General features: G+C 67.3%; 18 protein-coding genes. 5 read left to right on the top strand and 13 right to left on the bottom strand.

Going from position 1 to position 24,192, the window contains the following annotated elements; translation table 11 throughout:
* Positions 1-152 precede the first annotated feature (152 nt).
* The 5 genes from ACFXHA_RS45525 to ACFXHA_RS45505 all read left to right on the top strand — a co-directional run bounded on the left by ACFXHA_RS45525 (position 153) and on the right by ACFXHA_RS45505 (position 2,435).
* The gene (locus ACFXHA_RS45525; protein WP_379367722.1) at positions 153-524 is read left to right on the top strand and encodes a hypothetical protein; all 372 of its coding nucleotides are present in this window, start codon (positions 153-155) and stop codon (positions 522-524) included.
* A gap of 98 nt (positions 525-622) precedes the next feature.
* The gene (locus ACFXHA_RS45520; protein ID WP_379367720.1) at positions 623-1,156 is read left to right on the top strand and encodes a hypothetical protein; all 534 of its coding nucleotides are present in this window, start codon (positions 623-625) and stop codon (positions 1,154-1,156) included.
* Between the two features lie 50 nt (positions 1,157-1,206).
* Positions 1,207-1,731: a hypothetical protein gene (locus ACFXHA_RS45515; RefSeq protein WP_379367718.1), complete on the top strand. Its 525-nt coding sequence runs from the start codon at positions 1,207-1,209 to the stop codon at positions 1,729-1,731.
* 84 nt (positions 1,732-1,815) lie between these two features.
* Complete coding sequence (locus tag ACFXHA_RS45510) at positions 1,816-2,106, top strand: hypothetical protein (RefSeq protein ID WP_379367717.1); 291 nt, start codon at positions 1,816-1,818, stop codon at positions 2,104-2,106.
* Positions 2,107-2,165: 59 nt separating this feature from the next.
* Complete coding sequence (locus tag ACFXHA_RS45505) at positions 2,166-2,435, top strand: hypothetical protein (protein ID WP_379367715.1); 270 nt, start codon at positions 2,166-2,168, stop codon at positions 2,433-2,435.
* Between the two features lie 70 nt (positions 2,436-2,505).
* Here ACFXHA_RS45505 and ACFXHA_RS45500 read toward each other — a convergent pair whose 3' ends face one another.
* From ACFXHA_RS45500 to ACFXHA_RS45440, 13 genes are all read right to left on the bottom strand, one after another.
* A complete protein-coding gene (locus ACFXHA_RS45500; RefSeq protein ID WP_379367713.1) occupies positions 2,506-6,444 on the bottom strand; it encodes a CHAT domain-containing protein in 3,939 nt (1,312 codons plus the stop codon).
* A 351-nt stretch (positions 6,445-6,795) separates the two neighbouring features.
* The gene (locus ACFXHA_RS45495) at positions 6,796-7,767 is read right to left on the bottom strand and encodes a hypothetical protein (protein ID WP_379367711.1); all 972 of its coding nucleotides are present in this window, start codon (positions 7,765-7,767) and stop codon (positions 6,796-6,798) included.
* Complete coding sequence (locus ACFXHA_RS45490) at positions 7,745-8,197, bottom strand: hypothetical protein (protein WP_379367710.1); 453 nt, start codon at positions 8,195-8,197, stop codon at positions 7,745-7,747. Before ACFXHA_RS45490 ends, ACFXHA_RS45495 begins: the two co-directional genes overlap by 23 nt.
* Before the next feature lie 408 nt (positions 8,198-8,605).
* A complete protein-coding gene (locus ACFXHA_RS45485; protein WP_379367708.1) occupies positions 8,606-9,805 on the bottom strand; it encodes a serine/threonine-protein kinase in 1,200 nt (399 codons plus the stop codon).
* Positions 9,806-10,304: 499 nt separating this feature from the next.
* Entirely contained in the window at positions 10,305-11,747 is a 1,443-nt protein-coding gene (locus ACFXHA_RS45480) for a cutinase family protein (protein WP_379367706.1), read from the bottom strand.
* Positions 11,748-11,980: 233 nt separating this feature from the next.
* Positions 11,981-12,748, bottom strand: coding sequence for a hypothetical protein (locus tag ACFXHA_RS45475; RefSeq protein ID WP_379367705.1), 768 nt, complete (start codon positions 12,746-12,748; stop codon positions 11,981-11,983).
* Between the two features lie 473 nt (positions 12,749-13,221).
* A complete protein-coding gene (locus ACFXHA_RS45470) occupies positions 13,222-13,446 on the bottom strand; it encodes a hypothetical protein (RefSeq protein ID WP_379367703.1) in 225 nt (74 codons plus the stop codon).
* Between the two features lie 139 nt (positions 13,447-13,585).
* Positions 13,586-14,572, bottom strand: coding sequence for an NlpC/P60 family protein (locus ACFXHA_RS45465; RefSeq protein WP_379367701.1), 987 nt, complete (start codon positions 14,570-14,572; stop codon positions 13,586-13,588).
* A complete protein-coding gene (locus tag ACFXHA_RS45460) occupies positions 14,572-15,567 on the bottom strand; it encodes a replication-relaxation family protein (protein WP_379367699.1) in 996 nt (331 codons plus the stop codon). Before ACFXHA_RS45460 ends, ACFXHA_RS45465 begins: the two co-directional genes overlap by 1 nt.
* 89 nt (positions 15,568-15,656) lie before the next feature.
* The gene (locus tag ACFXHA_RS45455; RefSeq protein WP_379367697.1) at positions 15,657-18,230 is read right to left on the bottom strand and encodes a type IV secretory system conjugative DNA transfer family protein; all 2,574 of its coding nucleotides are present in this window, start codon (positions 18,228-18,230) and stop codon (positions 15,657-15,659) included.
* Positions 18,230-21,265 (bottom strand): PrgI family mobile element protein, encoded by a 3,036-nt coding sequence (locus tag ACFXHA_RS45450; RefSeq protein WP_379367695.1) that lies wholly within the window; start codon positions 21,263-21,265, stop codon positions 18,230-18,232. The genes ACFXHA_RS45455 and ACFXHA_RS45450 overlap by 1 nt, the downstream gene beginning before the upstream one ends.
* Positions 21,265-22,371: a replication-relaxation family protein gene (locus ACFXHA_RS45445; RefSeq protein WP_379367693.1), complete on the bottom strand. Its 1,107-nt coding sequence runs from the start codon at positions 22,369-22,371 to the stop codon at positions 21,265-21,267. Before ACFXHA_RS45445 ends, ACFXHA_RS45450 begins: the two co-directional genes overlap by 1 nt.
* Positions 22,368-24,191, bottom strand: a complete 1,824-nt coding sequence (locus ACFXHA_RS45440; protein ID WP_379367691.1) for a hypothetical protein — start codon at positions 24,189-24,191, stop codon at positions 22,368-22,370. The genes ACFXHA_RS45445 and ACFXHA_RS45440 overlap by 4 nt, the downstream gene beginning before the upstream one ends.
* Position 24,192: the final 1 nt, after the last annotated feature.

The raw sequence follows: 24,192 nt of genomic DNA, 5'->3' as shown, positions 1-24,192 counted from the left end.
TATTTTTACGGCGACCACGTTTATCTACTCTGCTGTTGTGGTGGGCTGCGTCTGTTGTTTATAAGAGACAGACCCCGGGGGGCGCGCCCCCGGGCGCGCCCCACCCGACTCCACCAAACCCACACCGGCACAACCGAATCGAGGCAACCGACATGACGACACCACCGGCACCGGGCAACCGCGCCGCCCCCACCGATCACGACAGCGCGCTCGCGGCGCGGGTGTTCACGCTGGCAGCGGCGGCCCCGCCGCGCGATTGGCACGACTGCGACGGCGGGGCGCGGATTGTCGTGAACACGGCCGAGCACCGGTACGTGGTGATCGTGCCCACCGGGCGCGACGACACCGGCCAGCCCCGGCCCGCCTACATCGAGAACCGCCTGCTGCCCCGCCCCGGCGGGCACGTGGCCCCGTTCGGACGCGTGCACGCCGACGCGCCCACCACCGCCGCCCTGGCCGCCGCCCACCGCCACGCGCGCGACCTTCGCGACCGCGCCGCCGACACCCGCCCCACACACCCCTGACCGCCACCGGTGCGGGTGCACACGACGTAGGCACCCACGCCCCGACACCACCTGCCCGTCCGGGCGGGTGACCGTAAACCGATTGGGAGGCAAGCGAAATGACTGACATCGAGACACCCGGCACGGCCCCGGGCACCTCCGTCCGCCTCGAATTCGACGCCCCCGATTTCGGTGTGGCGTGCCCGATCCGGGCCGGGGACGCGGTGACCTATTGCACGAACCCGGCGTTGGCCGGGCGGGTGGTGTGCGTCTACAGCGAGGACGGGATCGCGGCGTGTGTCGTGGAATGGGCCGGGCGGTTCACCCGCTGGCTGGTGCCGCCCTGGTACCTCACCCCCGCCACCCCCAGCGACGACTACGACGCACGCATGGCGGCCTTCGTTGTCGCGCAACGCGATACGGCCACCCGGACCTTGCGCGACCGCCGCCGCGCTGCCCGCCAGCACGCGCTCACGCTGGCCGCGCACTTGCAGGAGGTCGCCACCGAGATCGGGTTCGGACGTATCCCCGCCGACAGCCCGCGCCCGGTCGAGTTGCGCGACCTCGACACCGGGGTCCGGTCGCTGGCCGATTTCGGCGAGCTCGTGGTCGCGGTGGGCCTGCTGCCCGACACCGCCACCGAACCCGAATAGCCACACCGCCTTTCGATCACACCCATCCGAATACCCAGGAGGTTCACGTCATGACTCGATACGAGATCGGCACCCGGGTGGCCGCCGACGCGTTGCGGGTCGGAGACCTGTTCGGCGAAGAGCTCATCACCGCCATCCGCCCGCACTACGACTCCGACCGAGCCGACTATCTCGAGGGCTTCACCGTCGTGTTCGCCGACCGCACCCGCCTCTACGCCGACCCCGGCGAGTTCGTCTGCGCGCCAAACCATCACGCGGTCGAGGTCACCGTCGACGAGGCAGGGCTGGCGGTGTCGTTCACCTGCCTGGCCCAGGGTGCCAGCCAGTGCCGCCGCGTGTGCGGCCGGTGTGGCAGCGCCCGCGCCTGTCAGTGCCAGGCCAGCCCCGCCGACGGCGGGTGTTGCCGGGCCGCCGACCGGTTCAACGCCATGCCCGCCGACGCGGTGCTGCGCGCCTACGACGGCCCCGCCGTGCCCCTGTGTAGCGGCCCGGTCACTGTGCGCGCCACCGCCGACGGCTACCGCTGGCGCTACCCCACCACCGGCGACCGGCCGGTGCCCGCGCCGACGATCTAGCGGCACCCCGGGCCGATGATCTCGCCCCGGGCCGCCGAGTTGTGTTCTCGCCGTTTCGATTCCATCAAATCCCAGGAGGCTCCGATGATGAACCCGCCCGCGATCTACGAGGCCCGCAACCTCGTCACCCGCAACCACTACGCCATCTATCAACGCAACACCGAGGGCTTGTACCCGGTGGTGCACGTGTTCGGCAGCATGCGCACCCCCACCCTGGCTTTGCTGACCGAGGACGAGCTGGCCGCCTACAGTTTCGGTGCGGTCCGCACCGTGGTCGGCGGGGCCGCCGAAGGCTTGGAAATCCGCAACGGCGGCGTGAGTGGTGCACTCCTCGACGCCCTGCCTGCCGGACACGAACCCGAGATCGGCATGTAAGCGCCGGCACGGTCCCTACCGGATCACCCCGGCCCCCAACCGAGTACGGTGTTGCGGGCGTGACAGCGAATGTCATGCCCGCAGCACCGTATTCGCGTCTGTCCACCGTCGCCCGGCGGTGCGGGGCGGTCGACATCACCCTGGCCGTTCGTTGCCGGTCGCGCCGCCGCCAGGGGCCTTCCCGGGGCCGCACGCCGCCGGTGAACCGGGCCGCCGCCCCGTACGGTCCGCCCGGTACCAGCCGGGTGCGTCGTGTACCCCCAGACGGGCAGGCGTGGGCGCTGCGGCCCCCGCGCTACGCGATCGGGCCGGGCACGGCCTGGGACTGACGGTGCCGGCAACACTGGATGTCCTCTGACCTCGGTATTCGACTCGTATCATCGAGTGTCGAATACCGGATCAGATGCAATTCCGCCTACTTGTTGTGGTCGATTTGTTGTGGTCGATATGGTTGGTGAGCAAATCGAGCACGGTGGGCGGGTAGATGTCATAGCCGGTCTGTGGATAACGGAGGTATAGGGGCGATGCGAGGTGAGCTGGATTGTTTGTTGAACTGACGGAAGCGCCTAATGCCGATTCGCTACCTGAGTGCATGTAGGGTGCCCAGATCGAAGGCAGGGCGGGGAGTTTGTCCCGAACAGCGCGAATTGTGTGATGCAGTGCGTAGGCGGCCTTGTCTAATTCGAGCGAGCCGTCTTTGTTACGAAGGCGATGGTAGAAGTCTTCCGCGATGTCGACAGATAGATTGTCGCTGATCGGCCAAAAGGTGCCAATCACGTGTGGAAATCCGGCCATTTGGAATGCTGAAGCGAGGTGAATCGACTCGTCGAGTAGGATTCGGGTCCCGGTAAAGGCTGTCTCACATGCCGACAGGTATGCGAGTCGGGCTCGGTCTAACCTGATCGGTGCCATGCGGGCAACGGTGAACGGGTTCACCTCATGGTCGTGGAACAGAAGGCGATTGTGTGAAGGATCAGCTGGATCACTGGTTCCATGACAGGCAAAGTGTACTATCGCGTACTTGGGTAACTTGGCTAGAATTGTGGTCGTAGTTGTAAGTCCGTCGTCGTAGACTCTGGCCCCGGGGAGTTGGGCAGCAACCTTTGCGGCTTCGGTGGTGACTTGGTCGAGATCGTTTGCACCAGGTGTTCGCGGCATTGCCACGACCAGGGCACTGACAGTGGTGTCCGATGTCGTACGTTCGCGAGCATGGCGTAGGGCTCGCACCGTCGGAGTATACGAACAAATGGCGCGATCTAGTACTGTCCGATGTTCCCCGAAACCGAGTTGGTCGGTGCGGTGATAACCAGCGGCGTGGATGGGCAGAAGTCCAAGTAGTCCTCCTGGCGACCACCACATGCGCGGCCATAGGTTGTCAGTTGCCGGGGTTGTGACAAATCCGAGCTCGGACAGAACTGGTTCAGCTGTAGTATCCCACAGCCATTCGAGCACTTCGTGCAATTCGGTCTGGGCGGCTTTGCGTTCCGGCGACGTTGCGGAGTGGCTGATTGTAATTGCCAGGAAGCGGTAGAAGATTTCAATCTTGTCTTTGAGTAGTGTCAATTCAAGACGGGGTAGTGGTAGCGATTTGACACCGTCAAGTCGCAGGATGAGAGCATCGCTTCGAGTTTCGCTAACATTTACGATGACGATCGGCCCTTGGGAGGCTTGTGCTTTCATCTCGTCAATTGAAGGCGGCTGCAAGAAGGAGTTGAAACCTTTGAGTAGGCGAATCTTTGATAGGAGAGAATTGAATTCGGAGGCAAGACTGTGCCGGTCACCTAGTTCGAACTCTATCGGGGCGCCGCCGGTCGCATCTGGTGCGGTAAGGGAGTGTGGGGCCTGAGTGGTCCAAGGTTCGTCAAGCCGGTCTCGTAAGTCAGTGAATCGCTTAGCGAGGCGCGGGTGTCGAGAGCTCAGATCAGTTAGGTCGGTACGGGTTTCCAGAGTCTGGCTGAGCAGTACGGCCCGACCTTGTTCCAAAAGCTGCAGTGCTGAGATGGCCACATCATCGGGGATGGCACCTTGGTTCTCATGAGCAGCTAGAGTCGCGGCGACCGCGCTACTCGCCAGTCCAGCAAACCGGCGAAGCGCATATTGCTGGTCTGGGCGGGTCAACTCGCGGGATGCAGTCTCGGGAAGCAGACGTACCGCTTCCGCAAGAATGCTTGCTACCCAACCCTTGTCGGCGCCAAGCAGTTTCGCTGCGTGTTCGGCTGTCATGATTCTGGCGGAAGGTGCTGCCGTGTCGGTGTTGAATGCTCTGGTGTAAACGGCAACGGCCTCGTCGAGATCCGCGGTGGATCCGAATCGTTCGAGTCGAGATGCGAGCGTGTCTCCGAGGTTGGACAGGTATCGCAGAAGATCTGGATGTCGATCAGGGGTCCCTGCAACCGCCTCCCGGCCGGCCTCGATCGCTTCGTCCAGGTCCGCAACGGCTCCGCCATGGTTGAATCTTGCCGTTAGCGGAGTCACTAGATTGTTTAGGTAGTGGGCTCTCCCAGGATGATTGGTCGTAGTCACGGCAACCGCTTCCCGAGCTACTATGATCGCCTCATCCAGATCATCCGATGATCCATCTCGTCTGAACCTCGTCCATAGAGCAGTGCCGAGACTGGTTAGAACAACATTTCGACAGGGTGAATCTGTTCGAGTATCCGCAACTGCTTCTCTTGCGACGCTGATTGCTTCGTCCAGGTCGACGTCGGATTGTATACGTACGAAGCGGTTACGTAGTGCCGATGCAAGGTGGGCCAGCAAGACTCCTTCATGCGGGTGGCTATCATGGGCAGCGGCGATCGCGTGTCGATACAACTCGATGGCTTCATCTAAGTCGGGAACGGAACCGGTTTGATTGAAGCGAGCTTGCATCGCATGTGCCAGCTGCGTTAGGGGCACCTCCCGCTCTGGGTAGCTATCAGAAGTAGCGGCGAGGGCCTGCCGGAACAAGCCGATGGACTTAGCGAGGTCCGAGGTCGAGCCATTGCGTTGGAATAGGAAATAGACGGCGGTACCGAAGGTGCATAAGCATTTTACGCGGTCCTTGGAGTCCGCCGTCATGGTGGCGACTGCCTGTCGCGCTACCATGATCGCTGCAGTCAGATCGGCCGTCTTCCCCAGGCGAGAATAGCGAGATCGCAGCAACACTGAGTGGTCGGCCAACCGTGCTGCTCTGCCGGAATAGTTTTTAGGGGTGGCCTCGAACGCCTGCACATTTGCGTCAATAGCGATGTTCAGATCAGCGATCGAACCGGCATGCGTGAATCGTGTTGACAGTGCAGCGGATACGGTGAAGAGGTATTGACTACGGTACGGATCCTCGATCCACGCTTCGGCTACCGATTGGCGGGTCAGCGTGATTGCTTGATCCAGGTCGGCGATAGATTGGGTTGATCGGAAACGTGTCAGCAGAGCTTGCCCGAACCTGTGCAGGTACAAGGCCCGTGTGAATTGCCCGACGGCCGTCGCTTCAACCGCGCTGCTGCAGGCGATGATTGCATCGTCCAGGTCGGCACGGGTCTGAGTGGAGCTGAATCGAGCAAGCAGTGCTTCGCTCAATGTGTGAAAGTGCTCGCCAGTCTCGGAGTTCACGCCCGAGGGCAATTCTTGTTGGCAGACCGCGATTGCTTCATTCAGATCGGCGATTGACCCGGCAAGTTGGAATCGGGACAGGAGAGCTTCCCCGAGACTGTGTAGATAGGGGGCTCGCACGAGCTGTCCAGTACGGATCGCCTCGACGGCACGTCGGCATGTTGTGATTGCTTCGTCGAGGTCGGCGGAGGAATGACTGGATCGAAATCGGGCGTGCAGAGCTTGCCCGAGCTGGTTAAGGTGCTTTGCCCGGCTGGGGTGGTCGTCAGCCGTCGCTGCGACGATACGACCCCACGCTTGCGCCTTGAGATCGGTCCAACTGCTGTGGTCAACCGACTGCGGTTGTGCTGCCAGGGTTGCAACATCTGCGGCGCAGTCAGCGAGTAGTGGTAGCAAGGGCTTTGGGAGGGGCATCGATGGCCCAAAGAAGAGGCAGAGAGTGAATCGCTTCACTGCCTTGATCTTGTCGTCCTGTGCTGTGGTGGTCTGGTCCTCGCTGCCGACATAGCGGTACCAATGGAACCAGCCCAGTACGTGCAAGGCGGCGACATCTACTCCGCCTGGCGGGTCAATCTTGAGTTCCCATAACTGATTGGCATCTTCGACTGCGCCGGACTCGGTAACGGCGTCAGCCGCCTGTGTCTCCGCGACCCGCTTCAATCGCGCCTTAACCAAAGCAAGCGCTCGGTTCCGCTCTCTTACTCCTTCGCCCGAGGGGGGCGTAGCTGAGGGAATGTCGGGATCCATCGAGGGATTGAGGCCAGGTGGACCAGTCATCGGCGTCTACTTCCTTCGCTAGCCAGATCCAGAGTTCTTCATGGCGACGGATGCCGTTCCCTCGCGGAAACGTCTGTCCCCGTAGTCTCCTCGCTGTCCGACGTCAGTAGAAGCCTTCTCCCTAAGGACCCTGGTGTTCGGGCGGACTGGATGGATTGTTCAGTTACAAGCGATTCGGCCGTGCGATGACGGATCGGCGATTGAGGGCGGCCCCGCAAAGGCGGGCAAGCGTTACGCCACAGCTCAAGCCAGAGCTAGCTGCCTGAGTCGTGTCGGGCCTGCCCAGCGCGGGAAGTGTGGCCGACTTCAGAAATCGCTGGGTCACAGCGTGGCGGGCGGTGGCGGTTGTGAAGCATTGAGATGGTAGGTGAGGGCGTGGCCAAGGGTCGTGTCGAGCGGGCCGGCATGAACGATGTCGAGTTGCTCGGCGAGTGTGGTTGCATGCAGGCGCATTGTGGCTTCGAGGAGTTGTGCGTAGGTGTCTGTCGACGTGTGGAAGCGACGGCTGGCGGTGATGGCGAGGACAAAAGAGAGTGGTCCGGCTGGCCACCACCAGATCGACAAGGGGAGGTACATCAGTGCCCAGGCTTCGAGTGTTGCAGACCGGGACATGGCAGCCCGCGCTTGATTGACCTGGTCGCGAACTGGATCTGGCAGGGCCAGCCAGAGATGCGGCCAGACTGTGTTGAGGTCGATCTGGTAGTCGCGATCGAGGCGTAAAACAGCGGCTTGGATCCGATCGCCGCTCCATGTGGGACGTTCAGGACGCTCAAGTGAGATTCGCACGCGCGTGCGAGCCGCTTTGTGTATCGGTTTTGGGCTCGGTTCGGCGGCTAGGTTGGCCGCAGCTGCGGCGTCGAACCGTCGACGTTCGAGATGGTAGGTCCGATGCGCCGTGTCCCAACGTTTTTGGCGCCACGAGACCCATCCTGCGACCGCGTGACGGAATGGTGGTGGCAACTGCTGCCATCGAGCGGCCAGCGTAATTCGTTCGATGAATGTGCCGATAGCCTCAGCGCCGAGCCCGACTGCCGCAGCGCAGATGAGCAGGGAGGTCAGCACCAGGACCTGCCCGCTGGTGCTGGTCACGGCGGGGTTGGAGGCAGCCGCGGCAATTTGCTCCCGCAGTTCGCCAATGTCGAGGGCGTGGGAGTGCTTGAGGGTGATCCCGACGGCGACGACCGCCAGATATAGGACACCGGGCAGTACCAGAAGCGAAAGCCACCGCTCGGCCAGTTTTTTGCCGAGTTCACTCCATAGGCCGTTCATGTCAAGGCCGCCGGTCGCGCTCAAGTTTTCGGTCAGCCAAGACGCAGTGGGGGGAGGATTCGCTGACTTCGTTTCGCTCTCGACCGGAGCAACGTTTGATCGGGCAGCGGTAGGTGATCTCCAGCGGGCCACCGCTGCCGGCCACGTCCAGGCCAGTCGGGCCGCGGGAATGGTAACCGTGATGTCCGTATACGCCCAGTGCATCGCCTGCAAATTGCAGCGCCGTGTGCACGGTGTCGAGCAGAGGCAAGATTTCGTTGTCGCGCTGTCCGTGAATCGCAGACCGCAGTCGTTCGAGGGGTGTTGAGGGATTGGTTCCGTCGTCATCGAGAGTCTGTCGGATCTCGGCGAGGTTCCCGCAGAGATATGCCAGGCCGTCTCTTGTCCGGATGTCGGGGTTGGGTGACGACATCGCTACCACTGCTCCTCGAATGTGCCGATGGCTGACATCCACGGCGACAAGGTTATTGGACTTGTTGAAGGTGACCGTAGCTGGAATCGGTCGTCGCCACGCCGACAACGTCGCACAAAACGAAGTATTACCACTGGATTTGCATACAGAATCAACGGTAGTTCTTGTCGCACTTGGTCATTGACGAGAGCGCCCGTGCGGTCGCTCCACGATCCGCGCCAGAGTGTAGGTCGACGGACTAGTCTGGCCACGACCCCGCACGCAGCGGCGGGCGGTCCCGACCTACCGTACTGGCGCAGGAACGACATACCGGCCGTGTGTTATTCCCTGTGAGCTTGTCGCCACCAAAGGTTCTGGGCTACGCAGTGTCCCGGTCGCTGCGATCCGCGATGGAAGAGCGGCGGTGCCCACCAAGTCCGGGCAGTGCGATGACACAAGGCTTGATCTGATCTAGGGGCCGTAGTCACGCTCCCGAAGGCCCTTTAACTCTCGGCTCATTCGCCGTGCGCTCGGGGTGGCCTCGAATGCTTCATTGAGGGACGTTAGGAACATGATGCCCGCCGTTACGGCTACTGCCACTGGGGGCACTGATCTTAACTCTCCGGCTGGCCATAAGCCCCAGGTGAAGAGGTCGATGCCCCCGATGATCAGCGCGCCTGCGAAGATCAGTGCCGCTTGACGAATCTTGCGTATTTCCCTGTGAAGATTGCGCTCCAGATACTCAATTCGGCCCACGTCGAGTGCCGACTGCACCTCCCAAGCCTGAACGTTGCTCTTCAGAAGCTGATGAGCAAGATAAGGGTCGACTCGTTTCGGTCGCGCCGCACGGTTGGCCGCTCGCGCAAGTGCACCGCAGCTCTCGTAGCGAGCGTGCGGGCTTTTTGCAAGCGCGTTGACGATCACATCATCGAATGCCTTCGGCAAGCTCGGGTTCGCGCTGGTCGGTATTGGGATCGAGGCGTTGAGATGTGCAAGCCCCAGTTGGACAGCGTCTCCTCCGGGAAATGGTGGGTGGCCAGTCAAAAGGTGGTAGAGGGTGCACCCAAGCGAGTAGACGTCGGCGCGTTGGTCGACATTCGCACCTGGATCGAGCCGTTCAGGCGCGATGTACTGGAAGGTCGCAACGGTTCCGATGGTGGCTGTTGTTTCGCTCGCCATGTTCCTCGCAATGCCGAAGTCGCTGAGCATCGTGCGGTAGGGGCGGACGCTCTCGAGCAGGATGTTGGAAGGCTTCACATCCCGATGCAGGACCATGATGTCGTGGGCGTGATCTAGCGCCGATCCTATGGCGGTGATGATCCGCGCAGCTTCGTTGGGAGGGATCGCTGCCGTCGTTTTGAGAGCCTTGGTTGCATCGGAACCGACGATGTACTCCATGGCAATCCATAGTCGGCCACCTTCGTCACCCGAGTCGAAGATTCTTACGATGTTCGGGTGGTTCAGGTCCGCCAAGATTTTGGCCTCGCGGGTGAAGCGGCGGCGTAGTTCGGGGTCCTTGCTGGCTGCCTCGTTCAGTACCTTCAGCGCGACGAACGCGGGCTTGTACTCGCGATTTCGTGCACGGTAGACGACGCCGTGGCCGCCACTTCCGATCTCTTCGACCACTCGGTAGCCGGCGAAGATCTCGCCCGGCCGTAACGTCTGGTCCACCCCATCCCCCTCCGAAGTCTCCCTAGCCGCCCAGTCCTAATCGGATAAGTACCATGAGAAACTCGACAGAATCATGGCGTTTGCTTGCAAGGTGCCATGGGTGCCCGTTCGTGCTTCGGGGCAGTGGGAGGGTGCCCGCGACCATGGTGGCGCGGACGGTCAAGCCGCGGGTGCTGCGGCTTGAATGTGATGTCCGAGTTCAGGAATCGTGTGCGCTGCTGGCACGCCCAGCGCTTCAACATGCCCTCGAATACCGCCGTAGCAGGGTCGAGATGCAGGACACCCTGCGCCAGTCGCGCCGCGCCGGGCAGACCCGCTTCTCGCCCCATCGTCGCCTCCGTTGCGTTTAATGCAACATTGTTGAACCGGAGGCCGGAGAAGGCAAGAGCTGCAGCGGGATTCACTCACGAACCTCGGCGCGGCGTGACCTGACGCCATCTGACGTCGGCATTCGTCTCGTACTACCGAGTATCGAATACCGAATCCGATGAAATTCCGCTCATTTCATTGCCCCGATCTCGGTGGCGATCCAATCCACGACGCCCGGCAGTTCGGTGTTGTAGCCGGTCTGGTGCACGCCGGAGGTGTAGAAGCGGGCCGCGTCGCTGCCCTGGCGGGCTAGATCACCGAGCGTGCTGGCGGTGGCGGGGTCATTGGTCAATGCTCCCGCCAACGAGCCGCCGCCGGAGCCGGTGGTGGTGCCAGTGAGTGCTGTTGCGGCGACCGCGGCGAGGTCGGCGGCCACCGGGACCCCGCCCACCAATGCCAGGCCCGCGCCGAGCACGTCGCCGGAGGCGAGTTTCTCGGCGGCCTGCCAGGCGATCTCCTGGGCGGTGCCGAGGTCGGTGGCGACTCGATGAAGGTCGGTGCGTGCCAGGATCCTGACGATTTGCGCTGCGATGGCGGTGGTGCCGGAGGTGTCCATCGGCGAGGCCAGCTCCAGCGCGCGAGCCACCAGGTCGAGGTCGGCCTGGTCGGCCAGGCCGACCAGCGGACTGAACGCGGTGTTGATCTCCCCGGCGAGGCGATGCGACTCGGGGATATTGCCGGCCAGGACAGCTCCGGGCAGCGCCGCGAGATCGTCCAGCAAGGTCGGCAGACCGGCCGCGAACTGTGCGAGTCCGCCTGCCACGGCCACGACCTGATGGGCGATGGTCGCGGCATCGATGTTCGAGCCGTCCGAGGTGGTGCTCACCGCGGGCGTGCCACTGTCGGTGTTGGTGCCGGTGAACGCTTTCCCGAGGGCGGTCCAGGCCGGGGAAGTCTGTTCCGAGGTCGAGCAATACAAGTCCCCGGAGGCGCAGACGGTGCGCACACGGTCGGTGACGGCCCCGAACCCCTGCGTGCGCGGCCCGGCGATGCCTTGCCCACCGACGCCGGTGTCCCCGAGTGGCGTGGTGGCCGGGTCGCGGTGGGGGTCGGAGATCAGCGCCACCGCCGCCACCCTCGCGGCGGCGATACTGCCCGAGCCGGTGCCGATCGTGGAGGCGACATCGCCTGCGACATCGGCACCTTGGGAATAGCCGGCCAGCACGACCCTCGTCTGGGAGCACAAGCCACCCAGCACGCCCGAGAGCGCTTGCACGCCCGCGGATTCGGAGTCGGCGTAGGGGGCGGTGGCGGCGGGATAGGGCAGGTAGCGCACGTCGATGTCGGTGCCGTAGCGGGCGAGCAGCGGGTTGCCGACCGCGCTCAGCAGCCCGGCCGGTGCGCCGGGATCGGCGGCGGTGGTGGTTTCGCCGGTACCGGGCACCAGCACCGCCGTGACCGGTGCGCACCCGGCGGCGGGTGGCGCGGCGGCGGCCACGGTGACGGTTGCCGCCGTGATGGTGGCGGCCACGATGGCCGTGGCGGTGATGGTGGCGGTCAGGCGGGCCGGTGCCCGCCGTGGGCGGCGCGGGGCGGTGGGGCGGCGGTGCGGGGGGACGCAGTGGCTGGGCATGGTTTCCTCCGGGGATCGAAGCAGGTTCCGTGTTGCGGGGCGGATTTGTCCCACGCGCGGAAAGGGCTTGTTCCGGAGGTGTTTTCGACATCGCGACTTTCACCGAGAAGCAAGTCGGGGTCCCGACCCGCGCGGACCGAGTGCGGGTCGGGCGTGCGACCGGGTCGCGGCATGCGTGTGCCCCGGTGGCCCGGAATCGGTTCCGGGCCACCGGGGCACACGGCCGTGCGCTGTTAGTTCTGCTGTTCCTGCTCTTGCTGGCGGGCTTGGTCGGGGTGGAGCTGGAAACGGTGGGGGCTCTCGCAGGTTTCCTGGGCGACGAACTTGCCGACGAGGGAGAACAGGGCGTTGTAGACCGCGCCGGAGGACCGCTGCAGGGCCTTGGCGATCTGGCCGGGGGTGAACTCCTGGCCGGGGTGATCGCGCAGGTAGTCCTCGACCAGCCCGCGGAGCACCCCCGATTGCGAGCCAGGCGATTTGGGCATCTTGCGCCCGCAGGTCGGGCACAACCCCGTCGCGGGCGCGGCCTCCGTCGCTGCGGGCTCGGCACCGGTCACCGGTTGCGTCGGGGTCGGCTCGGGCTCGGCCTCGCCCGCAGCGGCGTCCTCCTCGATCTCGGTGTCGGTTTCGGGATCGCTGGCGGGTGGCGGGGTGTCGGCGACCGGCGCGGCATCGGTCGCCGCAGCGCCGTCGGTGTCGGTGTCGGGGGTGTCGGATTCGGTAGCCGGGGAGTCGGTTTCGGGCTCGGGGGCGGTGGTCTCGGGGATGGTCCATCGGTGGCCGGAGCGGGGGTCCTCGTTGGCGGTGTCGCGGGTGATGAGGCCCTGCCCCGCCCAGGTGCCGAGGATCTTGCGGGCGCGGGAGGCGCTGACCGACGGTGTGGCGTCGGCCAGCTCGGTGGCGTTGGAGCCGGGATTGGCGGCCAGCGCGGCCCACAGGGCGTCTTCGACGCCGCTGCGGGCGGTGTCGGTCGCGGGCGTGGCGGCGGTGTTCGTGGACATGACAAACCCCTTTTCGAGAATTGTTGGGGACAAGCGAAATTGCGGGTGTCATGTCCCGGCCGGGACGCATCACCCCGCCCGGTGCGCTGCCGGGGTGCGCGGGGTGACACATCCATGGACGCTCCGTACCGGCGGTGATGTCAAGCGGAATTCGAAACAAGACGGTTGTACGGCATTGCGGAATACCGTGACCGGGGAATTCCCGCTGCCATTTCCCCGGCGGCGGGGGTGCGGCTATCGGGGAAACGGTGGGGGAAATTCCGGCCGTGTGGCCGAATTCGGGTCAGTGGCGGGGTTTTACGGGGTGGTCATCGCGCTGACGGCGGCCGACGGGTTATCGAAGATGCGTTTGTCGGCAGCATGATGTCGCCGGTGGAGATGATCGCCACGGTGAGGTCGGTGCGGGAATTCCAGTCATGTTCGGGCGGTGAGCTTTCCGGCGGCGAGAAGGTCGCGATGCTCACATGGGAGGGTCACTCGCGGTGGCGGTGTTCCCAGGGCAGCCGTTCGCAGAACAGGTGATCGAGCCGCCATTGGTCGGCGCAGTCGGCGCAGATCGTGTCCTCGTGGGTGCAGGAATCCGCTGCGGCTAAGGGGATCTCGACTTCTTCGAAGCGCGGGGCGAACATTCGAGCGCCCGGTGCCAGGTAACTGGAGTCCGCGAGCGCGCTGACCGTTTTCGGGTTCTTCTTCGTCATCGGGGTGCACCTCTCGGAAATAGTTTTGGTGGTGAGAAGGATCGAGAATCGAACTCGACGCGCGTAGTGCGCGGGGTGAGTGGATTCTCCGGGGCGGATGCAACTTCGCTGCTGTGATTGCCGGTCCGCGACTACGTGCTCATTGCGCCAAGTCCTGGTTGACCGGAGAGGGGCGGGTTGCGCCGAAGTAGTCGTCTCCGGGATAGCGATAGTCTTGAATCCGTACCGGCACATCGAATGTCGGGGCGTTGAGCATTTTCTGGTTGCCGAGGTAGAGGCCGACGTGGTGGATGTTGTCGGCGGTGCCGTAGAACACGAGGTCGCCGGGCCGTAGTTGGTCTTCGCTGACGGGTGGTCCGGCCTCGTATTGAGCTTGGGCGGTGCGGGGCAGGGTGATTGCGGCAGCGGCGTAGGCGGCTTTGGTGAGCCCCGAGCAGTCCCAGCCGCCGTTGACCTGCGGTCCGTCACCGCCCCACACATAGGGTTGCCCGAGCTGCGCGCACGCGAACGCGAGAATCACCGAAGCACGGTCGCGGCCGGTGATCGGGCCGCAATCGCCTCCACCGGTGGGGGTTTGGGCGCGGTAGCGGCTGGCCTGGTCCAGGACTTCTGCGACGTACCAGTCGGCGTGGTTGTAGGTGAAGATCGCGGCGTGCAGGTCGGCGGGTGCGCCGGAGTCACACAGGTAGTAAGCCGCGGCATAGACCGCGTCGGCGGGGTCGTAGCGCGAGGGCGGGCTCGCCCCGTCGGCCGGCATGCGATGCCGTGAGGCGACCGAGTCGAAGGTCGGGGCCAGGAACTGCATGGGTCCGGCGGCTCCGGCGAAGTTCTCCCCGGAACCGACTCCGGGCAAGGTGGAGCGGCCGTGGTCGGTCTCGACCTTGCCGATCCCGGCGAGCACACTCCAGTCCAGCCCGGGACACACCGTCGAGGCGCGCTGGTAGAGCGCGAGCATCGCGGGCGGAATGTCGCTCACCGCGTCCGGGCTCGGTGCCGCACCACCGGACGCCGGACCGCTACCGGGGGCGGACTGGTCGACGACCGCGACGGTGGTCACCACGGCGGCGATGACGACCGAGGTGAACACGACCGCCACGCTGCCCGCGCCCACCGCCTTGCCCCACATCAGCGGCCTCCCGGCGCGGGCGGGACCGGCGGCGGTGGGGCCAGGACCGCATGGCGACTCGCGGGTGGGACCGGCACGGTCGCAGGCACCGGCGACCGGCGTGGCCAGGCGGCACACAGTTGGTGCATCCCGAGACGGCCGGTCCCGGTGGCCTGCAGCGGTAGCCACACACGGTCGGCGGGGCCGGGGTGGGCGGCGGTGGTGTCGAGTAGGTCGGCGGCGGCGGTCGCGACCGGCACCGCAGTCGGGTCGGGCAACCGGGTCCAGGTGTCGTGCAACGCTTTTCGTGCGGCCGCTTCCCGCGCGCCGGTGGGCACCCACAACAGGACAGGCGTAATGACGGCGGTGGTGCGGGCCAGCTCGCCGTAGCCGAGCAGTTTCGCCGCGACCGTCGCCAGGGCCATGGTGCCCAGGTCGTATTCGAGGAAGAAGTCGAGGCCGGTGCCGGTGTGGGTGTAGCGGCCGTAAGCGTCGGGGCGGGCCAGATCACCCCAGAGCGCCTGGCAGCGGGTCTGCGACCACCACGCCACCACCCGGGCGTCGGGTTCGGTGAGGGCGGCGGCGGTCAGGGTGGTGAACCATTCGCTGACGCCGACGGCGTGGGCCAAGTGCAGGCTGTGGGCGATCGCGAGAGCGCGATCGGCGCGGAAGCGCAGGTCGGTGACGTCGAGCCCGGCCTCGGCGGCCAGCACCGCGGCCCCGGCTGCGGCCAGCACCCAATGGGTCGGGGCACTGCCGCGCGAGCGCAGCGGCCGGAACCGGTCGAGCACCCCGTAGCGGTGCAGCTTGGCCAAGCGATGCCGCGCCAGGTCAATATGGCCGGTGAAGGCGAGCGCGGCGAGCTGCGGTGAGGTCAGGACCCGGTGCTCGTGGCACATGCGCAGGATCCAGCGGTCACGCATCGTCAGGCACACCGCCAGGCGGGCGGGCTCACGCCCGGTCTTGGTGTGGCGGGCGGGCCGCAACGCGGTCTGTCTGGTGGGGCGGATGATCATCGCAGGGACTCCCTACATTCATTCGAGAACGACTGCGGCACAAGCGTTTTCCCCAACGGGATGCGCCAGTGCGAGGTGAACGTGGATGGTCAGGACAGGCGCGGGTCGATGCCGGAGGCGGCGTCGGACTCGTGTGCCGCCGTATCGGGCGGTGCCGTGGTGCCCGTTGCGGTTGCGGTGGGATCGGGCACGGTGGCCCGGCGGGGTGTGTGCCCGGCGGCGCGGATCGCCGCGCGGATCTCGGCGGCGCGGCCGGGGATGGGGTCGGGGAGCGGGCGGGTGGTGAGGGTGAACGGCGGGGTTTGTTGCCCGCGCACGAGCAGGCGGGCGGCGGCGTGGTGGACGTCGAGGTGGGTCAGGTCGTGCTCGCTCAGCCAGGGCGCGGTGTGCCGCGCGAGGTCGCGGGCGTCTTCGGGGGAGGCGGAGAAGATGATTTTGTTGCGGGCGTTTGCGGAGATGCCCTCGCGCAGCTCGCGGGGGAGCTGGCCGAGGTTCTGGTGCGCCAGCACCAGCGACAGGCACAGGCCGCGAGCCTCGGCGGCCATGTCTTCCACCGGTGTGGACAAGTTGAGGAAGTTCTGGGCCTCGTCGAGCACGAGACTGGCATCGGGCCGCTCGCTGGCGGGGACGGCGGCGCGGGCGGTGACGGTCTGCCAGGTCCGCGCGACCAGCAGCGACCCCATCAGCTTTGTGGTGTCCTCCCCGAGGGAGCCCTTCGGTAGCCGCGCTAGGCAGATCCCGCCGCCGTCGAGGACCTCGCGCAGATCGACGGTGGAGGGCCCGGCCGCGATCGCGTCGCGTACGAACGGACGCAACAGAAACGTGCGCAACTTGTTGAGCAGTGGGGCGACGACCTGCGCGGCGGCGGCGGGCGAGAGGTCGGTGTGGGCGGCCCAGAACCCGCGCACGACCGGATCGTTGATCTCGCGAGTGAGGCGTTCGATGTTGGCTTCCCCGGTCAGCATCCGCACCAGATCCACCAGCGTCGCGGTGCCCGACTGCGCACACAGCGTCCGCAGGCTCACCCGCAGCACGTCATCGGTGCGGGGCCCCCACCAGCGCGAATAGATGCGCGAAAGGATGGTGGCTAGGTTGTCGATCGCCAGATCCATGCCCTCGGGAGTGGTGTCGAGCGGATTCACACACGGCGGACGCTGACGAGAGTCGGCATCGAAGAGCACCACCTTGCCGACGACCCTGCGCGGCAGGCGGTCCAGGACGTCGGTGACCAGGTCGCCCTTGGGATCGACCACCATCACGCCGCGCCCGGCCTCGACGTCGTCGAGGATCAGATTGCCCAGCAGGGTCGACTTTCCGACACCGGTCGCGCCGAACACGTGCAGGTGGTGTCGCGCATCGGCGACGCGCAGCGCGACCGGCCGCTGCCCGGTCCCGGCATCGGCTGTGCCGAGCGGTTTGGTGTGCGCGCCACCGACCGGGATCTCGGTGGCCGGGGCGAGCGCGCGTGCCCCGGCTCTCGCCAGCCCCGGCACCGACGGATCGGTCGGCAGGTGCGCGATCGCGGCGAGTTCGGGAATCGAGAGCAGATCCCCGCGCCCGAGCCAGCGCCCTTGCAGGGCCGCGGCCAGGCGCAGACTGCGGTGGCGGCGATAGAAGTTGTGGTCGGCACATGCCCCGAACACCGTGGCCAGCGCGTGTGCTCGCCCGCGTGCCAGGGCTCGAGCCGCCGTCACCGTCGAGCGGTCCGCGTCGGCGGCGACGGGGACGGCGACCGTGGCAGAGTAACGGATCAGCGTTTCGTAGTGCCCGCCCCGAGCCTTGGTGACCGCCGCCCGGGTGCGGGTGCCCTCCTCCATCTGGAGGTACCGGTCGGCGGAGACCGCGCGGACCTGCGGTGACCGGTGCAGGCCGGGTTCGACGAGGTCGAGCACCTCCCTCGCGAGGCCCCGCAGGGTCCGGCCGAGGGTGGCGGCCGTGCCGCCGCGTCGGCCGGTCACCGCGTGCCGTACGCGGTGACCGGTGACCGGGCGCGCCAGGATCTGCACGCACACCGCTTGGCCGGGTTCGAGGTCGGCGGCGGCGGTGAGCAGGTCGCGGGCGATCTCGCCGGTGCCGTGCTCGCTGCGGATCGGGAACCCTTCGGCACGTCCGAGCCGCAGCTCACCCCCGGCCAGGACCAGGCGCTCGCCGGTGCCGGGGGCGGGCAGGGGTGGGTCGGCGGGGTCGAGTTCGCGGGTGCGGGCTCCCGGCCACGCCGAGCGCACGGCGCGTTCGATCAGGCCGGGCGGGATGGTGGCGGGCACCCATACCGCGAGGGTGACGCCGTCGGCGGCGGTGACGCGGTATTCGAAGCCCAGATGCGGTTGCCCACACCAGAATCGCCGCCATGGCGGGCGGAGCAGCCCGTAGAGGTGCGCCCACAACGCCGCAGCCGCGCCGGGATCGACCGAGGGCGGGCACAGGATCGTGACCTGCCGGGCCCCGGCCGCCAGCCGGGTTTGCCGTGCTCGCCGCAGCACGGCGACCGCGGCGAGTACGCCGGCCACGACGATGCCGACGCCGACGAGGTGTCCGCCGGTGAGCGGCCATCCGGCCAGCTCACCGGCCCGCCGCAGGGCGTGCCCCGGATTGCTCAGCAGTCGGCCCAGCCAGCCGTGCTCCGGACTCCGGTCGGGAACGGGAACCGGTGTCGGTGTGGGCATTACGCCGCCTCCGGTTCGTCGAGCAGCACGTCGCCGCCCTCGCCTTCGTCGCCGATGTCGTCGATGCCGTTGTGTACCAACGCAACCGGGTCATCGGCCGCAGGTAGGTCGATGCCGTCGAGGTCCGGGTCGGCCGCCGCCGCGGCCAGCTGCTGGGGGCTTGTCGTGATGAGGGCGTCCTCGAAATCCGAGGCGAGGGAACCGAACACGGCGCGGTGCGCGCCCAGGGCGAGGAGTCCCTGGCCGCGTGCGGCGGTGAGCAGGAACCCGCGTTCGCCGTCGGAGAGTGCGAAGGCGGTGGAGACTTCGTCGATGGCTTGCGGGGCTTGGCGCAGCAGGATCTGGGTGGCGGCGTTGGCGACGATCGCGCGGCCCAGCTCGGTGGACAACACGTCGGCGCAGTCCTGGGTCGCGACCGTCAAGCCTGCCCAGTGTTTGCGGAAACTCTTGGCGGCCTTGAACAAGAACTCCGCGCCCGCGGTTTGGCGCATCAGCAGCCACGCTTCGTCGACCACCACCAATCGGGGTCGCCGCAGGCCGGGGTTGGCGACGCGCCGCCAGGTCACATCCAGCGCGAGGAGGGTGCCGAGGGTTTTCAGCTCGTCGGGCAGCTCCCGCAGCGAGAACACCACCAGCCCGCCCTCGGGCTTCGTGGTTGTCTCCCCGTCAATGAGCCCGGCGAACGCACCGCCGGTCACGAACGGTCCCAGCGCCGCCGCCAACTCGGCACCGACCGAGCTGCCGCACGCGGTTAGCTGTTGGACCAGGGTGCTCAGGCTGGGGGCCGGGCGAGTCCAGGTGGTGGGGTCGTCGGTGATGTCGTTGGCGGCGTAGGTGGCGGTCAGCGCGGTGTCGAGCACCGCCCGCTGCGCCGGGGACTGTTCACCGAGCAGCACCCGGATCACGGTGTGTAGAAACAGCTTCCGGCGTGTGAGTGTGTCCGGCGGGGCGGAGCGACGGCCATCGGGGCGGGTGTGGATTTCCAGGTCGAAGGGGTTGAGGCGCACTCCGGGCGCGCCCAGGGCGAGGTAGGTTCCGGCGACGGCGTCGGCCAGGGCCCGGTATTCGTCTTCGGGGTCGATGACGATGGTTTCGGTGCCGCGATACAGCGAGCGCAGTACCTCGGACTTGACCAGGTAGGACTTGCCGGAACCGGACCGGCCGAGCACGACCGCGTTGTGGTTGTGGGCTTCTTGCGCGAAGCGGTCGAAGAACAGCAGGCCCCCGGCGGCGTCGCGGCCGTAGAGCACCCCGTCGGGTTGGTGGGCGGTGACCGGGTCGGTGGTGGGTAGCTGCGGGGAGGTGAACGGGAACGCCGCCGCCAGCGCGGCGGTATCGAAGGTGCGCTCCAACCGCACCAGATCCAGCCCGAGGGGCAGGGTGGTGGTCCAGGCGGGCACGGCCCGATAGGTGAGAGGGCAGGTGTCGATGAGCAGGCTCGCGGCCAGGGTGCGCACGGCGGCGACTTCCTCGGCGAGTTCGGCTTCGCTGTCGGCGTGCACGCTCAAATACACCCCGACCCGGAACAGGCGGCCTTCGCCGCGCGCTATGCGGGCGGAGAGGTCGGTGGCGTCTTCGACGGCGACGTCGATCTGGGGGTTGGGCAGGCGCCCGTGGCTGGCGTCGGCGAGCCGCGAGGATTCCAAGCGGGCGAGCTGGCGTCGCAGCCGGGCGGCGGCGGTGACCGGGTCGACCGGATCGATGTGGACGGCGAGATCGACGCGTCCGGGATGGGCGAGCAGCGGGGCCAGCCAGCCCGGCGCGACTTCGCGCGGATAGCCGGTGACCGCCAGCGTCGCCACCCAATCCGACCCGACCTCGAGGTGGCGGACACCGATCGTCAGCGACTGCGGCGCGAACATCGACCCCGGCCCGCCCCGGCCACGCCGCGACCGGATACGGCCCCGCCCGGCGGGTGCCTCGGTGAGCTCGTCGCTGTCCTCGGCATGGTCGGCGTCGGTGTCGTCGGCTCCGGTGTAGTCGGTGTGGGCGGTGGTGATGACGGCGCTGGGGGTGGCGATGTCGGCCGTGTACGGGACCAGGGCACCGGGATTGGTGGCGCTGGTCAAGATCGCGGTGGCCTGGGCGTCGTCGAGCGCGGTGATCGTGATCCCCATCGGGGCCAGCAGCTCGCTCGCTTCCGACAGCCGCCGCAACAGCCGGGCCTCGGCGGCACGGCGGGCAGCAGCGGTCGCGGCACGGCGGGCCCGGCGGCGACTCGGTAGCAGTCCGCTCGCGATGGCGCGCGCCGACGGTCCGGCCAGGGTGCCGGTGGCGGCGGTGGCCGCGTCGAGGGGTTCGCGCCAGATCAGCAGTACTTGGCGGTGCAGCAGGTCCTCGTTCGCGGCGAGCTCGGCGAGATGGCCGGCGTGCCCGAGCGCGGCCTGCGCCAGATCCTCCGACATCTCCGCCGCCTTGGCGCGCAGGTCGGCGATGCGGCCGGTCAGGTCCAGACGGGTGGAGCGCAACAGGATCTGCACCGGCTGACGCAGCGTATGCAACCAGCCACCGAGCTGAGCGACCAAGCTTTCCTGCTCGAGCGGGGTGCGCAGCGCGAGGTTGACGGTGCCTGCGAGCGCGACCACCGCCAAGCCGTCGGCACCGAGGTCGAGGACCCCGACCTCTCCGGCAGCCGCGACCTGTTCGGGTAGCCGGAGGCTGGTTGTCGAGAGTGGTTGCGCGAGCGCTGGTTTCGGGCGACGGGCGGCGCGAGCGGTGACCCAGCGCGGCGCGGGTGTGAGCCCGTGCGGGGCGTGGACGAGCCGGTGCGGACGCAACCGGTGGCGGATTGCGGCGGCCAGTAGCTGGTCGCCGGACAGACCGTCGCGGGTGGTGAGCACGAGCGCGGTGACCAGCGCGCCGAGCGGGACCGCGCACGCCACGAAGACCGGCGGCGACACCACAGTGCGCGTCAGGGTCCAGGCCAGATACAAGCTCAGGCCGGTGGCGGCCAGGATCGCCAACTGGCGGGCGGTGAACGGGCCGATCAACCGATCGGCGCGCTCGACATCGGCGGGAATACGGGCGTGTGTCATCACAACTCCTCGGACGTGGGGCGCGGGGAACGGCTGGTGGATTCGATGGGAGCGGCGGGGTTCGCCGTAGGCGCGGGGGCCAGCGCGATGAGCGGCTGTGGTGTCGTGTCTGTGCCGGTGCGCCAGATCGGCGCGGCCGGGCCGTGTTCGTGGATGTCGCCGGTGGCGGCGGTCGCGACGAGCAGCCCCGCCGCGAGTTCGGGGCGGTTCGCCAGGCCCTGGCCGAAGGCATGGCGGCGGGCCGGATCGGTGAACACGAACAGCACCGGTAGGCCCCGGCCGATATGGGCGAGGTATCGGTAACCGCGCAGCTTGCTGAGGGTCACCGCGAGCGCGTTGGTGGCGTCGTCGTATTCGAGGAAGAACTCCGTCCCGCGGCCGCGCTCGCGCCACTGGCCGTAGCCGTCGGGGCGGGCGTGGTTGCCGCACATCAGGGCGGCGGCTCGGCTGTCGCGCCATGCCGACAACGCGCAACCGGAGCTCGTGCGTGCGGTGCGTGCCAGGCGGGCGAAGAAGTCGTTGACCCCCAACAGATGATCGAGGCCGCCGGAGTGCGCGAGCCGCTGTGCCCGCGCTCGGGTGTCGGATGCGGTGGGGATGGCCGTCTCGGTGCTGGCCGCGGTGATCATCGCGCCTAGCGGGCCGAGGGTGTAATGCCAGGGCAGCTGGCCGCGGCCGTGACCGGGGCTGCGGCCGTGGTGGAACCGTTCGAGGATCCCGAGCTCGGTCAGGACGCGCAGCCGCTTGCTCGCCTCCCTGTCATCGGCGAACAACAGGTTCGCGATGTGCTGTGTGGTCAGGACACGATGGCGGGCCAGCAGGCCGATGAGCTCGTGGTCGCGGGCGGTCAGCCGCTCCTGCACGTCGATGGCGTCGGCGAGGGTGAACGATCGACTGCGGTGTTCGTCGGTCTCGGGCGCGGCCGACTGGTCGCGGGGGACGCGGGCTGGCGAGGTCGGCGTCCAGGCTGGGGCTGCTGCAGGCTCGGCGTAGCCGAGGCTGCCGGCGTGGGTGTTGCGGCCGCTCAGCCAGGCGAGGATGGAGTGGGCGACGAGCTGGCGCAGCGCGTGCACGTTGCGGCGTGGGGTGCGGGGTGAGGTGTTCATCGGGTTCCTCCGGGGTGGCGGCGGTGACGGCGGCGCACAGGCAGATCGGGCATGGGCAGGTGCAGCTGGCGGCCCACCGATATCGAGGCCGGTTTCTCCACCGACGGCGGGGTCGCGGGGCGGGGCTGGGCCGGAACCCGGCGCACGTTCAACGGCAGCGCGTATTGCCCGCCGCGTCCGGGCCGCAGCCCGGCATACGGGTCGGGGTCGGTAGCGGTGTAGTCGAAGGCCAGCTGCTTGGGACGCGAACCTCGTTGTCCGGGAGTCGGTTTCGGGACCGGCGGTGGTGGCGTCGGTGCGGGGGGTGTGGGTTTGGGGACTCGCGTGACGGGGATCGGCAGTTGGTATTGCCCGCCGCTGCCCAGCTGCGGTGTGGGTCCCAGCGCGACACCGCCGTGGAATTGAGGCAGCGGCAACATCAGCTGCTGACCTTGAGGTGGCGCGAGGGGGATCGACGCGGCATGCGGGATGCGCGCGGCAGGTGCCGGTGCGGGTCGCACGCGCTTGATCCCGGGTAGCGGCAGAATCAACTGCCCGCTGCGGGTGGCAGCCACGTTGGCGTACGGATTGGCGGCTGCGCCACCGGCTGCCGGTGGGTTGGTGGGCGGGCTGGGGCTGCGTCGAGGGGCGGTTTTGCCGGTGCCTTTGAGCAGCCCGAGGGTCTTGTACATGACGAACCCGCGCACCATCGAGGTCGCCATGCCGCGGCCGTGGCCGAGTTTGAGTGCTGAGAGCAGCCAGAACGGGATCTTGATCAGCAGGATGCCCATCGCCAAGGCGACAGTCACGGTGACCAGGCCGGTCTTGTTGGGGCCGAGCAGCCAGAACGCGTTCGGCGTCAGGAACACCCGCAAACCGACGATCAGCACCAGCGACTGCGCGATCTGGATTGCCAGGCACGCACCGAACGAGCGCAACCACCAGCGGGCGATGGATTCGGTGCCGGGCAGGGCGTAGCACATCATCGCCAGCGGGGCGGCGACGATCAGCACGATGGTGATCGCCACGCGCACCACGTAGGTGATGCCGAGGACTTCCAGCACCACCATCAACGCGCAGTACATCAAGGTGAGAAACAGCGGGGTTCCGGTGCTGGCACCCACATGCATCATCGACTTGAACGCCGCCGACGCGGAGGTCGGGTCCACCCCGTCTCCGGCCAGCGCGCCCGCCAGGGCGTTGGCGAACTGGATGGCCTTGGTCGCCAGGATCAGGCTCATCGCCCCGCCCACGAACCCGGCCACCAAACGAGGCAGCAGTTCGCGCCATCCCCACCGGGTTTGCAGAGTTTCGTGGACCATGAGCACGATCCCGGCCGCGAGCACGACCAGCGCGTACATCCCCACCATCAGCTGCCACGACGAGTCCCACAGCTGCCCGATCGCGGGCAGATCAGACGGCTCCGGCGTGGTCAGCAGGGTGCGGGAGAACAACTCCAACAGCGGGTTGAGCGCAGAGTCCACCACCCGGTGGAAGAACCCGTCGATCGCATCCGCCACACAGGTCGGAATGTGGGTCACACCGCACTCGGTCTGATCCCCGCCACCGCCCTGCTCCGACGTGCCGGGCACCTCACCAGGCCGAGCCGGGGCGGGCACCCCCGACGTTCGCGGCGCTCCCGGCGGCACCGACGTCGGCGCGGTCGGAGTCGGAGTGGGGGTCACCAACGTCGGTGGCGGCGAGGTCGGATCGCCGCCAGGTTGCGCGGCGCCGATCCCCGCACCACACACCGCGAGCGCCACGACCGCGGCGAGCACGAGCAGCGCCCGGCACAGGAGTGCGAGTCTCGGTGGCGGGCTGCTGGGCGGGTGGGCCGTCATG

Origin of the sequence: Nocardia sp. NPDC059240, assembly GCF_042753865.1 — a bacterium.
GTDB lineage: Bacteria > Actinomycetota > Actinomycetes > Mycobacteriales > Mycobacteriaceae > Nocardia.
This window is presented reverse-complemented; position numbering and strand designations above follow the sequence as displayed.